Source organism: Paenibacillus sp. FSL R5-0749, from assembly GCF_038595085.1.
Lineage (GTDB): Bacteria > Bacillota > Bacilli > Paenibacillales > Paenibacillaceae > Paenibacillus.
Genome location: NZ_CP152005.1, coordinates 4,907,552 through 4,922,775, shown reverse-complemented (window position 1 = coordinate 4,922,775; position 15,224 = coordinate 4,907,552). Strand labels below are relative to the sequence as shown.

Below are 15,224 nucleotides of genomic sequence, written 5' to 3'. Positions count from 1 at the left end.
GGGTAGGAAGGGATATATAGATAAAAGGTATATAGATAAATTGAAAGCCAAGGGAGCCTATTCTCTTGGCTTTTTGTACTGTTCGTCATGCTTAAATATGGTATTGTTGTAAATATAAATTAATAACATCGAGAGGGGAGACGTGTACATTATGGATGGAGCTAGCTCTATAGGAATTGCTGGGATTATAACGCTATTAATTTTCTTTATCATGATGGGTCTTGTATTATATCTGATCTTCTATCTTGTGATGAAGCGGTCTGGCGTGAAAGAGGAAGTATCCGCATTAAGGATGGAAGTGCGAGTGTTACAAGAGGAAGTAGAGCGGAACAGGCGGGAATTGGAGAGTATAAAGTCTCGTTAACCGTCTGTACGTACTATATCTAGATACGTGGATTAGCGTGTTCAATAGTAAGAGAGGATAGGGGCTCTTTGCCCCTTCCTACTCAATACAGCCTGAAACTGTTTATTTCAGCCTTAGCGGGCCACGTATGCGTCATCTATTTCTTGGCAAAAAAACTAAGTGTTCCGGTGCTTTCATCAGCACTCACAAACAGGCTGCGTCCGTTAACCCGATGAATGCCTTCTGGTGACTCTCCGGCTGTAGGAATCAGACCCAGATAGTTCGGATTGACCGGATCAGCAAGATCGAAGAACAGAATGGCATCTGCCCGTTCGGAAGCGACCGCTGCATACGTTGTGTCGTCCACCGTAGCCACGGTCAGATTCTCCACTTCGCTGCCTTTGTTGGGACTGCGATCATCCGGGTACAAACCAACCATGGCGGTTGCCGTGTCAATGAGGTTTTGGCTATCGTACATCCGCTTGCCTTGCAGATCCCAGACAGCAATATTACGTCCGCCTGCTTTTACCCCATCCTCAAATTCATTCTTGCCCAAATCTCCTTCATTCGCTGTCAGCAGGTATTTACCATCTGCTGAGAAAGCAATCCCATCCGGTTCATAACGAGCTGTCAATGTTTCTTTAAACTGAACCAAGCCATCATCTTTCAGATCCGCTTGATGTGAGGTGGTACCGAGAGCGAAGATGGAGCTGATCTTTTTGGTCTCCAAATCTACGATGGCAACGACGTTGTTCTCCTGTAGCGTGATGGCTGCAGTTTTGCTATCCGGACTAATGGCAACATACTCCGGTTGTGGATCATGCGGATAGATGGCGCCTTCAACATGGTCCAGAGATACTGGCAAGTTCGTGATTTCACCTTCCAATACGTTCCCACCAGCAAAAGATACAACCATAATGCTACCCGGACGTTTGGCGTTGGCATAGTCAATTTCATCGGCAGCTTTATTCAGCTCTTCGTCTTCTATGGCAATCACGGCATGCAGACCGTCAGGAGACAGGGCAATCGAGTCAGGACCAATACCGAGTTCATATGTTTTTACAGTTTTGTAGGTTGTCAGATCCACTATGGCAAGCAATCCTTTGTTTGCTTCACTGTCCGTATCCCCGGTACGAATAACAGCCAGACCGTATTTGCCGTCTTTGGACACGGTTACACTGGTGACTTCAGCTTTGGCAGAGAGCTCATGGAAGCTGACTGTTTTCAATACGCTGATATTTTTCAAGTCAGCAATGTCCAATACAGAAATGCTGCCATTGTCCGCTTCGGTTACGAGCAGGCGCTGTCCATCTGGCGTAGAGGCTGATATTTCTGCTTTGCCACCGGGCATCTGAAACGATGCGGTTCGTTCAAAACCGGTTTTATTTTGTTTCAGGATCAGTTGATCCGTAATTAATTTTAGCGTTTGGGAAGATACATACGTTGTACCTTTGGTGATGTAGCTTTTACTGTCCAAAGGCGTTTTTACCCCGTTAATGGTTGCTGAGGACGTTCCTATAGGAAGTTGGACTTTAGTATCTGCGACCTGGATATCAACACTGCGACTGTTTCCGTTCCAGGTGACCGTACCTTGCATATTTTGGATGGCTGTACGCAGTGCAACTTGATCGTTGGCAGGTTTAGTTGCATCAGCGGCATGAATCATGGATGTGTAGCTGGTTGCTCCTGCGCTAAGAATGGCGGTCATCGACAGAACGGCAAGCCATTGATTTCTCTTTTTCAATGTTCCAGATCCCCTTTATCGTTTCGTGTTGTGATGGTGTGTGCAATTGTTTTCAGACATGGCCTAGTATAGGGGTGAAATGTTAAAAAGAAATAAGAGAAGCCAGCAAGTTATGTAAAACATTCATATGCTATAGTCAGACAAAGTCAGAAAGTCAAAGAAGGTCAAAATAAAAGAAAAAAGGATCTATTTTATAATAATGAACCATGGTGAAAGAAGATCGGTTTTTTTCGTCTTTTACGGACTTTGAGCCTTGTTTGCACGAGTATTATAATAATCAATGTAAGCAACACCAATAAACCAACCACACAAAAGGAGCTGATTTTCATGTTTGATCTGATTCCGTTTCGTAAACGAAATGAAGACCCGTTCGGACACATGTTGAAATCCTTCAATGACATGGTTGAGAACTCATTTCTCTCCCCGTTTGGGACTGGCTCGCAGCCATTTCGCACCGACATTCGTGAGGATGAAGACAAATATTGGGTAGAAGCCGAGCTTCCGGGCATTGCCAAAGAGAATATAGACATTCAAGTTGAAGGTAAAGAATTGATTATTCGTGCCAAACGTAATGAGCTGGTGGAACAGAAGGATGACTCCAATCGGATCATTCGGCAGGAGCGTCGTTCAGGCGAATTTATCCGGCGTTTCTATGTAGATCATATTGATGAGGAGCATATCAAGGCCAGATTGGAAGATGGTGTGCTGAAGCTTGAGATTCCAAAACGCCCTGGTGATGATTCATCTCGCAGACGCATTCAAATTGACTAAACCATAGAGAATTGAAATCAATTGTTTCCTTATATGATGAAAAACATGCAGGAGACATCCATAAGGATGTTTTCTGCATGTTTTAATTTAGACTGAATTAGAAGAGGGATCGTTGAACATCAGATTGAATATCCATTTTGCTGATTCCAATTTATTTCTCGGTTGCTGCCTGCATGAGCGCATATATCTTACGTGTGGTATTCACGTTTCTTACGGTCATATAAGCATAGACTTTGGAACCCACAAGCTTGTTCATGCCACTTTTGGATGCATCCTCTCTGCTGACTGAATACAAAATGGCACCGGGAACATACATCAGTGTGCCGATTTCGGGTTTGATGGGCAGTTGATCCAGCACGGAGGGCTCGTTGATCTCATCCCAGAGGAACATCACATCACTTTTGGCCGTGTCGTCATTAACCCATTCCGCTGGGAGCGCTTCGATAACGCTTTGGATTTCATCCATATTCCGCACCATCACCTTGATCTGTAAGCCGAAATCAGCGGCGATGGCCTGTTCCAACGTAAGGGATATCTCCCTATTCGCATCAGCACGTTCTTGATGATCAGCAAAAATAATATTGCCAGAGTTGATGTATGTAACGACATCCAGCATGCCAGCTTGTTCAAACGTTTCTTTTAGCTGTTTCATGTTCATTTTATTGTTCCCGCCTACATTAATACCTCGCAGCAAGGCTACATAGATCATAGGGATGCCCCTCCAATTTCTTCAATTCAACGGTTTAACAAAATGACAGATACTCGAAGAGATGAGCAGTATATTCTTCTCCCAACAGATCCTGCAATAAAGGCTCCACTTGTTCCAGAACCTCTGGCTTGGTCTCATAGGTTTCTTCATCTTTCAATTCTCCGGCATAGCTCCGTGCCGCTTCAATGAGAATGGCTAGTGCATTGAAAAAGTCAGACAGCGAATCGGCAACACGGTTTGGTTCTCCACCTGTAAAAGCGGCATATACGGGAGAGTGCGGTGCTTCCACATCCACAATTAAAGGATCATCGTTAAAGTTTGCGATGACGACATGATTTTTTGGCCAAGTGGAGGACTCCTCATAAGGTTCATTCATGCCAATCCAGCGGAACCCCAGTTGCTGACGAAGCAGATGTTCAGGTGCAACAAAGAAGATCAATGCGGCATCACCGATCTCGACGGCGGCATTTTTCATTTTGAGTGTACCTTCAGCGTCTGCATCCATCATTTCATAATGACTGTACAGGTATTGAAGTTCCGGTGAAAGCGGTATTCGTGTATCTACTTCCGGCTGGTGATGGTGTTTGCGCGGACGAAGATCATGATTTTTGAAAAGCCCGTAAGCTACATTATATAAATCCTGCTGTTCCACAAAACGGCTTAAGGCCGCATCCAGTTGTTGCATGTTGTCTGATTCCTCCTACTTGTGTAGTTTCATCGTATCCATTGGTTAGCGCTGGATGCCTGACCAGAAGACATTCCAGGTAATCGCCAGCGCTTGTTCATAAGATTGCCGTGTCTCATATACGAGCTGTACGTCCAATCCATCCATCATGGTCACAAAGGCCACGGTGGCTTCTTCCGAACTGAGGCGTATATCCGGATGTTTGGTAAAGACGGCTGCTAACTCTTCCTTCAATGTCCCGAGATACGTTCGATATTGGGCCAACACAAAATCATGTACCTCCAGTGGTGTGATGAACGACAGGATATACATAAAAGCCACGTTTGGATGGGTCAGGAAACGATTTTTGTGTTCATGCAAAAAGGCGTACAGCTGCTGATCCAGAGTTTGGGTAACAGAGTCACTGAAAAATTGGCGTACAAACTGCTGTTCCTCCTGCACAACTTCCTCGTATAACTCCAGCAATAACGCTTTTTTGGATGAATAGTGATAGGCCAGAGATTGCTTGCGAATGCCTGCCTCTTCGGCAATCTGCGCCATCTTGGTCCCCTCATAACCCAGACGATTAAAATGTTGAATGGCAATTTCCTTGATTCGTTTTTTACTCAATGTCTACCTCCAGTTGGCGAGCGGTATACCTCTGCTGTTTTTGGGAGTATACCAAATATAACAAGATATATACCACAAAAATGCCTATAGCGATAGCGTACACCACTGTATAGGAAAATACAGAAGCCACCACGCCAAGGATCAACGAACCAGCGCCAATCCCGAGGTCAAAAAAATTAAAGAAGGAAGCCATCGCATTTTCATGCTCATGTTCCTCCACAAGGTTCACACACCAGGTCTGAATCGCCGGGAATATGGCACCGAAGCCAAATCCGTATAACGCGCCAGCGATCAGGAATTGCACATCATGTTGGGCGATAATTAGAACCAACAGTCCTGCGATTGCAAACACCGCAGAAGGCAACAACACGGAGCCTGGACCGTGTCGATCAAACATTTTCCCAGAGAACAACCGAACAGTGAAACTGGCGATAGCAACGATAAAGAAAAACCAGGCGACATTGTTGAATCCTCTCTCGGCGGCAAATAAAGCCACAAAGGACATGATGGAGCCGGCTGCAATGCCAACCAGCATGATCAGCAGCGAAGGGAACAGTACTTTCTTTTCGATCAACTTGACGGTTGCAGCTGGAAGTTTGACGTTTTCGTGATTAGGTAACCCCTTGGGCTTTCTGGAAACAAACACGGCCATCAGGAGAGCTAGCAGCAAAATGCACATGCCTCCCATAAACAGGCTCTGATAGTCATACTTAAACAACAGACTGGTACCAATCAAGGGACCGATGGATATGGCGACGGTCTCGCCTACGCCAAAATAGCCCATACCTTCTCCCCGACGATCTCTTGGTATGTTTTCAGTGGCAATCGTTGCAAAATATGTCGTTGCCAAACCAAATCCGAATCCGTGGATCACTCGAAATAGAAGAATCATCCAAATACCTGACGATAGGTAGTATGCACCTGTCATTAATGCACAGATAGTGATACCGATAATCAACAGATATTTTTTATCTATTCGAGCTGCCAAAACAGATGTGAAGGGGCGAATCAAGATGGCGGAAAACATAAATACGCCGGTAACAAGCCCAATTTGGGAGGCTTCGCCACCAAGACTTGAGACAAACAAAGGCAAGGTGGGGAGTAACATTTCAAAGGCCATAAACAATAGTGCGTTGGCTAACATGATGAAAATAAATGATCTTCCCCAGAGTTGCTGAGGTGTAGGGCTGGTAGTCGAAGTGCTCATAGGATCCTCCATGTATATTGATATCTGTCGGCCGACATGTTGAAATGATTTTACCTGACGATGGTCAGATTGTAAAGTGTGTTTCGATATGCAAACATGATTTTTTTGGTGCAGGTGAGATTCAGCCTATATGGTAAGAAGTTAAGGGCTGGATTGTATCAAAAGAAACGAAAAGAAGCCTGTGCATATGGGGAAGTGATCCCACACAACACAGGCTTCTTTAATTGGTGTGGAAATAGGCAGGGCTGATTCCACTGGAATAGCATCAGATTAACGTTACCGCGGAGCAAGATAGCCATACGACTTCGCTGGAGAATTCGCATGAAGGCGGAAATCTTCGCTCGGTTCATTCATAAATGCCGGATCCACATATATGGAGTGTGCATCGTTACCAGATCCCTTTAGGTAGGCGGCGATGCCGGAGTAGGCCTTATTTTTCCAAACCCACAGGGCATCTTCCTGCTCTCCTGGTGAGTAATAGACATTATAGTCAAACATATTGCCGGTATTGCTTGTATATTCATTGTATATCAGGACTTCCGAGCTGCCCGATACGAGAATATTGCGCATGAACGTATTGTTCTTCGTCCGTGACTGCATGAATAACTGTCCATTGCCTGCATTCAGGGTGTCATTCCCTACAAGCGTATTGTACATAATCTTGCTATCCTCGGTAGCTCCACGTTCATCGTCATAACCTCCCATGGCAATGCCCGTCAATCGGTTGGAATAGATCAGGTTATCCCGCACGGTAATGTTGCTGGTTGAACGCCCGGCATGCTCTGAGGCTATCTCAATTCCGATGTCGCTCCGGTATACCCGGTTCTGGTCGATGATATGATCTTTCCCGCCATCGACATAGATGCCACCCGCCGAGTTGCTATCATTGGGCAGGTCTGTTCCATAGGAAGGATTGTTATTGGACGTAATATCGTATACTTCGTTGCCTCGTACAATGCCGTTCCGAGCCTGATCGTACGTGTCGTCTTCGGACGTACCCTCATACCCGATCAGATCAATACCAATGTTGTCGGAATCATGGATGATATTGTTCTGTATGGCAAAGGTATCGACATTGCCGTTGACTGCAAGTGACTCACTGGAACCAAGGGTAAGATCATACAATTCATTATCCTTAATGATGATATCGCGTAATGCTTGAGGGTGCTCTGTACCATATAGGGCAATACCGTGGGCATCCCTGCCCCTCAAATTGGGACCCTCAGGAGGTGCGTAACTAGCGATCGCGTGTATGGTGTTACCCAACAACTGAATATGCTCACCTGCCCCGTGGACATAGATCCCGGTTGGAACCTGGCCCCCCAGAGTGGTCGTGAAGTTACGAATTTCGAGGTTTTGAATGGTGATATAACTGGCATTATCAATTTCAATCAGTCCTTCGATGCCTCGAACAGCGAGGCCTTCTCCATCAATGACGACATTCTCTTGCGGATAGCTGGCAAATAGGGTCGGATTACCGGAGGAATGGCCGCTCCGGGTGATTTTGACTTTCTGATGATAGACACCTTCACGCAAATAGATCGTACTTCCTGGCGAAGCATGGTCGGCTGCGTGCTGTAACGTTTTCCACGGAGATTGAAGGGTTCCTTTATTCGCGTCGTTTCCATGGGGGGATATGTAATGGATGACCTGAGGATCCAACTTTTGAACAGAAACGGGTGTCTTCATGGACTGGGTACGGTCCTGACAACCAGATGCGAATAACAGTAGAATCGGCATAATCAGCAAAACTGTACGAATCAAAGTTGTTCCTCCTTTATATTTACCTGCGAAGCTAGATTATAGCAGATTTGAACGGGTTAATAAGCCATGATATGCTTTTTATCAAATCAGGGAGGAGACTGCTCATGAATACATTAACTGTAGCTGAATTAGTAGATCGGGAGAATCACGCATGGGAAGAACTCAAGGAACTTCTGGATAGCGGGCAAAATACATATGTGTATGTTCCAGCAAAGCAGGAGGCGGGAGAGGATACCCTCTATCGTCTGCAAATAAGTACGAAATCCTATTTGGGAGTTGTTGCTTATGAGACAGAAGGTATCGTACTTGACCATGGCTGGATCACGCTGCTTGGTGCGGGTGGTGACAGTACATATGGAAGCCTCACCAGTTGGAATGGTGTGAGTGAGCAACCTTGGGTAGATGTTCTGGAAGGTATGATGATCGTCGCATATGATGCGGCAGGTGGTTTCTTCGGACTGGATACAGGCAAGTATGGCCGTACGGGACATATCTATTATTTTGCACCGGATACACTTGAATGGGAATCGACAGAACTGACATATTCAGAGTTCATTAACTGGCTGGCGGATGGCGATCTGGGGCAGTTCTATCAGACGTTTCGCTGGAAAGGTTGGCAGGATGATATGGCACAGCTTCAGACAGGACAAGTATTCGCATATTATCCACCACTTTGGACGAAGGAAGGTGGCGGCGAGAGCAGCCGCAAATCCCCAATTAGCATCATGGAGGCCTGGAAGTCAGCACTGGACGGGAAATAGTTAGCGCTGCTGTAAGGTGAAATAAGGAAAGTAATCGGTAAGTTCAAGTTCATTGAGTGATTCACTTTAAAAAAACGACATTTCTGTTCCAGATTTAAAAAGGCTCGCGCTTGATGCGGGCCTTTTTGTTCTGAACTTTAAACATCAAATATTAATCTTCCAACGCAAGAGGTTCAATGCCTGAGCGTGAAGCTCTGCTATGCCAGACGGCCAGACCCAGTGAAACAACGCAGACGAGCAACAGACAAGCGTATACCACATGATAAGCTTCCTCTACTGATACTCCCGGAATGCTGTGCAACAGCAACCCGCATACCGCTACAGATACCGATCCACCGAAGAACTGAATCAATTGTAACATGCCCATTCCTGAACCAATCTGTGATTTGGGCAGCACACGTGAAGCTTCATTATTCAATGAAGCCATAGATGCCGAGAGTGCCGGTGAGAAAAAGAGATAACCACTGGTAATGATCAGGGCGGATTGATCCAGTCCGAGCATGAATAAGGCAAGTACCGCTGCGAGCAGGATGTGTCCGATGATCATAAACCGCATATTGCCATAACGGTCGATCCAGCGGCCGACGAAACGGGTGCAGAATGCTGCAACAATGGCTCCTGGAGCAATCAGCAAACCGATGGCGAGCGATGAGCGTCCATAGAGATCTGCGAGCACAAGCGGCATCAAGAACAGATTGCCCAGATTCACGACCAGCACGCAGAATCCTATAAGAATTAAGCGGGTGTATCCTGGTGTTCGAAACACTTGTGGATTCACAAACGGAAGACTCGCTTTCCGAATATACAGGAGGTGTGCTACAAGTGAAATAACGCCAATAGCTAACCATAACCAGGACTGCTGGGTGATCGCGACGAGAAGTGTAGTTGCATTAATGACGGTTAGTATGGCACCAATAACATCAAACGGCTGATCCGTTTTGACGGATTCAGGTGGTAGAAAATAGAGCAGGACAGGCAGGGCTAGCAGGACAAGCACGGTTATGGCAAAAAGTCCGTTCCAGCCCCAGTACTCACTAATAAGTCCGCCGACAATGGGGCCAAGTCCAAAAGCCATGGCGCTGCCTGATGAGATGAGTGCGATGGCAGCTCCACGCCGTTCCACCGGGATGTAACGACTCGCGATGACGAGACCCAGACCAGCCATCACCCCTGCACCTGCAGATTGCAGAATGCGTGTGAGCAACAGGATTGCGAAGTTATGTGCGAACAACCCCAGCAATGAAGATAACCCCAGGATCAGAAGCCCGACCGTGAGCAGTTTGCGTACCGGAATTCGGTCTGATAATCGACTGTATATCACCGTTGACAGGGCGTAACCAATGGAATAACTTGAGATGACCCAGGAACCCAGGTCTGAGGTAATCTGTAGATCATGAATAATGACGGGCAATGAAACATTGAACATGGTGGTGTTCATCACAACGATGAACAAGCAGCACGTCCAGAGTGGCATGACAATTTTATCTTTCACGTGACCATTCCTGTCTTATCTATGAATGTGAATTCGGATTGAGCATGGATGAAAATGTGATGAAAAGCAATATATCATTTTACACTTCATTTTATTATATGGCAATAATGTCATACTGAATATCAGTTGAATTTATGTAATGCAGAGTTTTAATTTATAGACTATTTCCCTGAAATTGGGTAAAATGATGGTTGGAATACATAACTAGATTGATTATTTTATAAGGAGTTTACAGTATGGATCACTTACTATTAATGTCCCACAGCGTATTTCCGACGTTGGATATGAAGCGAACAGCACAATTTTATGAAAAAAAGATGGGCTTTCGTGTGGTCGAATATCTCAATGCAGCCGAACCTCATATCTGTCTTTATCGTGATCTTACCGAGATTATTTTAACCCAAAGCAATGGACAAAAGGTAATACCCAACAGAGAATTATATGGTTACGGATATGATGCCTATTTTATTACCAAGAATCAGGAAGAGCTTCAACAGGAATTGATCAACGCAGATGTGAAGATCGTACGTGCCCTCAATCATACAGACTATAATAACAAAGAGTTTGTGATCGAGGATATTGATGGACGATGGATCGCTTTTGGCATCAAACAGGGGTGAATTTGATACAGAAACAGGCGCTCCGATCACGGGCGCCTGTTTGTGCATACGTACGATATCTGCAGAGCTTATGCCGCAGTAACTTGTTTGCCGCGATTGCGAACCCACTTGATGACATCCATCAGAATGACGGCAACAAGAGCGAGTCCGCCTGCAATCAGGAACTCATTCCAACCGAATGTATCCGGGATAGCGAAGACGCCGCGAACACCTGGAATCAGTGTGATTGCATAGAGACAGAGACATACCAGAATGGAACCAAGCACAAATTTATTGGTCATGAAGCCCACCTGGAAGATGGTTTGTGTATTGGAACGTGCTGCAAAAGTTTGCAGACTGCGTGCCAGAATCAAGGTGGTGAAGGCCATAGCTACGCTGATTTCCTCCGAGATGCCAAGCCCGATATATTGAGATACGATTACAGCCGCACCAATCAGGACACCACGCGTAATGACCGCTTGCAGGGTTCCACCTGCGAAGATGCCTTCGTTAATATCGCGTGGTTTACGCCGCATGACATCTGGCTCGGGCTTCTCTGTGCCCAAAGCGATGGCAGGCAGGGAGTCGTTCACCAGATTGATGAACAGCAGTTGAAGGGCCGTGAACGGATTCACCCAGCCGACGACCAGAGCAAACAAAATCGCGATAATAGCACCGAGATTACCCGCGAACAGGTAAGCGATCGCTTTTTTGATATTATCAAATACCATCCGCCCAACACTGACTGCATTCACAATGGAGACAAAGTTATCATCCGTCAGAATCATGGCAGCGGCATCCTTGGCGACATCCGTTCCGCTACCCATCGCTACGCCGATGTCGGCCTGTTTCAGCGCAGGTGCGTCATTGACTCCATCTCCGGTCATCGCTGCAACCTTGCCCTTGCGCTGCCATGCACGCACGATCCGGATTTTATTCTCAGGTGATACTCTGGCGTATACCGAGATATGTTCAAGTTGTTGATCCAGCTCTTCATCGGACATTTTGTCCAGTTCGGCGCCGGTAATGGCGAGATCATCCGGTTCGGCAAGGCCGATATCCACACCGATGGCCTGAGCCGTCGTTTTGTGATCTCCGGTGATCATGATGGTGCGAATGCCGGCTTTTTTGGACTCTTCAATCGACCCGTATACCGCTTCACGCGGCGGGTCAATCATCGCTGTCAGACCAACCAGTGTCAGATCATGCTCGTCATCAATAGTGACCTGGTTTTTGTCATCAAATTTTTTGTACGCATAGGCCAGTACGCGGAAGGCACGTTTGGAGAAGGCCTCATTTTTCTCTTCAAATTGTGTGCGAATCTCGGGTGTGAGGGGCTGAACTTCGCCGTTGATAAACACATGACTACAGCGGCTGAACAGCACATCTGGTCCACCTTTGGTCAGCAAAGCCGTCTGTCCCTCAAAGGTATGAACGGTACTCATGAGCTTTCGATCCGAGTCAAAAGGAAGCTCGGCTTCACGCGGGAACTGGTCACGGATTTCATTGTAATCCTTGTTCACCCGGTTGCTGAAGGCAATAAGTGCCACTTCGGTTGGATCACCGAGTTCCTTGCCTTCCTGGTTAATATTCGAATCATTGCAGAGCACTGCAATATGTAACAGACGTCGTTCCTCCTCCGACCACTGATCGGGATCATCGGGGAATTCTTCCTTGGTGCCATGGGGAATGTAATAATCCACAACAGTCATCTTATTCTGAGTTAGTGTTCCTGTTTTATCCGTACAGATGATGCTGGCAGAACCGAGTGCTTCCACGGCAGGCAGTCTGCGAATGATCGCATGTTGTTTGGCCATCTTATTGGTTCCGAGTGACAATACGATCGTCACAATGGAGGAAAGTGCCTCAGGAATGGCAGCAACCGCAACAGCTACAGCAAACATCAGTGCATTTACGATGGATGGCCCGATATTCTCCGTACCTTCGGTCAACCATACACGACCGGCTTCTATGCCAAAGATGAGAATCGACAACCCCAGGATGAAAAAGCCCAGTTTTTTGCTGAATGATTCCAACTTGCGCTGTAACGGCGTGTTCTTGGCTTCGGCATTTTCGATCAGTTCGGCAATTTTACCAATTTCCGTCTTGAGAGCCGTACCTGTAATAACGAGCATGCCTCGTCCATATACGACCAGTGAACCACTGAAGGCCATATTGCGACGATCTCCGATTGGAGCTTCATCCGGGATGGTGTCCGCGTGTTTTTCCGCAGCTTCGGATTCTCCGGTCAGCATACCCTCGTTGATTTTCAGACTTCCTGACTCCAGGATACGCCCGTCAGCCGGGACATAATCACCTGCATCCAGCATAACAATATCACCGGGAACGAGTTCCCTCGCCGGAATGGTTTTTTTCTGCCCGTCACGAATGACTTTGGCTTCAGGCGCAGACATTTGTTTTAACGCGTCAAGCGAACTCTCGGCTTTTTTGGTCTGAACTACACTGATTACCGCGTTAAGCAAAATAACCAGGAATATGATCAACGATTCAATCAGGTGTCCAAGTACAACTTGTACAGCAGCTGCAATCAGCAGCACGATGACCATCGGATCTTTGAAATTTTCAAGGAACAATTTCCAGACAGGTGTTGCATCTTTCCCTTTTAATTCGTTATATCCTTCGGTTTCAAGTCTCTTTGCAGCTTCGGAGGTAGTGAGTCCCTTGGAGGAACTCTGTACATCCTGAAGGGTTTCCTCCGCACTGTGTCTATAATGTTGCAATTGACCAGCTCCTTGAAAAGTAGATTTCTCTCTGTGTATTACCCTTACGGACAAAATCTAGAATCGTTTCGTTTCCGTATTTTTTTAAGATTATGGATGATATACGATTTTTAGCTGTACACAGTATTTTTCATAATGATCCGAGATATGCCTTTTTTCGAATATTATTATTTCCAGTGTGCATGATGGTCTTGAAAACCAATATAGATTTAGAGCAAAAACTGTGTGCACCATCACACTAGCACATATCAGGGTCTGTTACGTTATTACATAACGAAGAGCGTTTTAATCTAAGTTTGGAGGGGAATCCATATGTTTTGTTATCAATGCGAACAGACGCCGAGTGGCGGGTGTACCGTGGTAGGGGTTTGCGGCAAAAACGAAACAATCGCAAGTTTGCAGGATACGATGATCTTTGCGTTAAAAGGAATCGCTGCTTATGCGACACACGCACGCCAGTTGGGATATTCTGATCCTGAGGTGGATCGAATTACACATGAGGCATTATATATGACATTAACGAACTCGAATTTTAATGTGCAGGAACATCTGGATATGGCGATGAAGGTAGGTAATGTAGCAATCCGCATTATGGACGTGCTGGATCGTGCGCATACGGACCGCTTTGGTGTACCGCAACCGATTACGGTTAGCCAGAACCAGATCGAAGGACAGTGTATCGTGGTGACGGGACATAATCTGTATGCATTGGAGGAGCTGCTTCGTCAAACCGAAGGGAAAGGAATCAACATCTATACCCACTCGGAAATGTTACCTGCGCACGGTTATCCGGCACTGAAGAAGTATGCACATCTGAAGGGCAATATCGGTAAAGCCTGGTACGATCAAAGAAGACTCTTTGAACAATTCCCGGGTGCTATTCTCGCAACGACCAACTGTGTCATGCCGATCAAAGGCACATATGCAGACCGCTTTTTCTCGTATGAAGTGGCGGGTCTGGAGGGTGTGGCCAAGATTATGGATGATGACTTCTCACCTCTGATTGAGCGTGCATTGTCACTGCCTGCGGCTGATGTACAGTCGGAGCAAGTCTTAACGACAGGATACCACCATGAAACCGTGATCGGGCTTGCGCCTGAGATCATTCAAGCGGTGAAAGACGGCCATATCCGTCGATTCTTTGTCATTGCAGGCTGTGATGCACCCGGTAAAGGCGGCAACTACTATCGTGAACTCGCGACATCATTACCGAATGATACTGTGATTCTGACCACGTCTTGTGGCAAGTTCCGCTTCAACGATGTGGATTACGGTACGGTCGGAGACACGGGTATCCCGCGTTATATCGATCTGGGTCAATGCAATAATTCCGGTTCTACGGTGAAAATTGCATTGGCTTTGGCGGATGCTTTTGGCTGTACCGTCAACGAATTACCGGTCAGCATCGTGCTGTCCTGGTTTGAGCAAAAAGCAGTTGCGATCCTGCTCGGCCTGTTTAGCCTCGGCATTCAGGATATTCGGATTGGACCGAAACCGCCTGAATTCATATCCGAAGGGGTCTTGGATGTACTCGTGGATATGTTTGGTCTGAAGTTAATTACAACGGCAGAAGAAGATATGAACGCGATGTTGGCATTATCATAAGTTAAGTTCATTGGAATTTGGGGCGAGGGGTCTTAGTGGGCCTGGTAATGGATTATTTGCCATGTGAAACTTGGAAAGGTGAAGAGGGCTACCCTACAAAGTCATAACATGACTTTATAGGGTAGCCCTCTGTTCTCGTTTAACGGATGTAGCAGGTCTATTAAGTGAAATACATAGGGCTGCTACGCTCCATC

Annotated in this window: 13 protein-coding genes; 5 read left to right on the top strand and 8 right to left on the bottom strand. The window is 46.3% G+C overall.

Annotation, left to right across the window (positions count from 1 at the left end; genetic code table 11):
• Window positions 1–151: 151 nt before the first annotated feature.
• The gene (locus tag MKY85_RS22000) at window positions 152–364 is read left to right on the top strand and encodes a hypothetical protein (protein ID WP_339236462.1); all 213 of its coding nucleotides are present in this window, start codon (window positions 152–154) and stop codon (window positions 362–364) included.
• Between the two features lie 136 nt (window positions 365–500).
• On the opposite strand, the gene MKY85_RS21995 is transcribed toward MKY85_RS22000, so the two are convergent.
• The gene (locus tag MKY85_RS21995) at window positions 501–2,087 is read right to left on the bottom strand and encodes a stalk domain-containing protein (protein WP_339256645.1); all 1,587 of its coding nucleotides are present in this window, start codon (window positions 2,085–2,087) and stop codon (window positions 501–503) included.
• Window positions 2,088–2,414: 327 nt separating this feature from the next.
• Between MKY85_RS21995 and MKY85_RS21990 the strand changes: the two genes are divergently transcribed.
• Window positions 2,415–2,858 (top strand): Hsp20/alpha crystallin family protein, encoded by a 444-nt coding sequence (locus tag MKY85_RS21990; RefSeq protein ID WP_339256644.1) that lies wholly within the window; start codon window positions 2,415–2,417, stop codon window positions 2,856–2,858.
• A 151-nt stretch (window positions 2,859–3,009) separates the two neighbouring features.
• On the opposite strand, the gene MKY85_RS21985 is transcribed toward MKY85_RS21990, so the two are convergent.
• The 5 genes from MKY85_RS21985 to MKY85_RS21965 all read right to left on the bottom strand — a co-directional run bounded on the left by MKY85_RS21985 (window position 3,010) and on the right by MKY85_RS21965 (window position 7,832).
• Entirely contained in the window at window positions 3,010–3,567 is a 558-nt protein-coding gene (locus MKY85_RS21985; protein ID WP_339256643.1) for a DUF1697 domain-containing protein, read from the bottom strand.
• Between the two features lie 34 nt (window positions 3,568–3,601).
• Window positions 3,602–4,252: a hypothetical protein gene (locus MKY85_RS21980; protein ID WP_342570758.1), complete on the bottom strand. Its 651-nt coding sequence runs from the start codon at window positions 4,250–4,252 to the stop codon at window positions 3,602–3,604.
• A 45-nt stretch (window positions 4,253–4,297) separates the two neighbouring features.
• Entirely contained in the window at window positions 4,298–4,861 is a 564-nt protein-coding gene (locus MKY85_RS21975) for a TetR/AcrR family transcriptional regulator (RefSeq protein WP_342570757.1), read from the bottom strand.
• Window positions 4,854–6,068: an MFS transporter gene (locus MKY85_RS21970; protein WP_342570756.1), complete on the bottom strand. Its 1,215-nt coding sequence runs from the start codon at window positions 6,066–6,068 to the stop codon at window positions 4,854–4,856. Before MKY85_RS21970 ends, MKY85_RS21975 begins: the two co-directional genes overlap by 8 nt.
• Before the next feature lie 276 nt (window positions 6,069–6,344).
• Entirely contained in the window at window positions 6,345–7,832 is a 1,488-nt protein-coding gene (locus MKY85_RS21965; RefSeq protein ID WP_342570755.1) for a right-handed parallel beta-helix repeat-containing protein, read from the bottom strand.
• A 104-nt stretch (window positions 7,833–7,936) separates the two neighbouring features.
• Between MKY85_RS21965 and MKY85_RS21960 the strand changes: the two genes are divergently transcribed.
• The gene (locus MKY85_RS21960; protein ID WP_342570754.1) at window positions 7,937–8,593 is read left to right on the top strand and encodes a DUF2625 family protein; all 657 of its coding nucleotides are present in this window, start codon (window positions 7,937–7,939) and stop codon (window positions 8,591–8,593) included.
• A gap of 151 nt (window positions 8,594–8,744) precedes the next feature.
• Here the strand turns inward: MKY85_RS21960 and MKY85_RS21955 are convergent, their stop codons facing one another.
• Complete coding sequence (locus MKY85_RS21955; protein WP_342570753.1) at window positions 8,745–10,085, bottom strand: MFS transporter; 1,341 nt, start codon at window positions 10,083–10,085, stop codon at window positions 8,745–8,747.
• A 236-nt stretch (window positions 10,086–10,321) separates the two neighbouring features.
• Between MKY85_RS21955 and MKY85_RS21950 the strand changes: the two genes are divergently transcribed.
• The gene (locus tag MKY85_RS21950) at window positions 10,322–10,705 is read left to right on the top strand and encodes a VOC family protein (protein WP_339236440.1); all 384 of its coding nucleotides are present in this window, start codon (window positions 10,322–10,324) and stop codon (window positions 10,703–10,705) included.
• A 68-nt stretch (window positions 10,706–10,773) separates the two neighbouring features.
• On the opposite strand, the gene MKY85_RS21945 is transcribed toward MKY85_RS21950, so the two are convergent.
• Window positions 10,774–13,425: a cation-translocating P-type ATPase gene (locus MKY85_RS21945; protein WP_342570752.1), complete on the bottom strand. Its 2,652-nt coding sequence runs from the start codon at window positions 13,423–13,425 to the stop codon at window positions 10,774–10,776.
• Between the two features lie 312 nt (window positions 13,426–13,737).
• Between MKY85_RS21945 and hcp the strand changes: the two genes are divergently transcribed.
• Window positions 13,738–15,030: a hydroxylamine reductase gene (hcp, locus tag MKY85_RS21940; RefSeq protein ID WP_342570751.1), complete on the top strand. Its 1,293-nt coding sequence runs from the start codon at window positions 13,738–13,740 to the stop codon at window positions 15,028–15,030.
• Window positions 15,031–15,224: the final 194 nt, after the last annotated feature.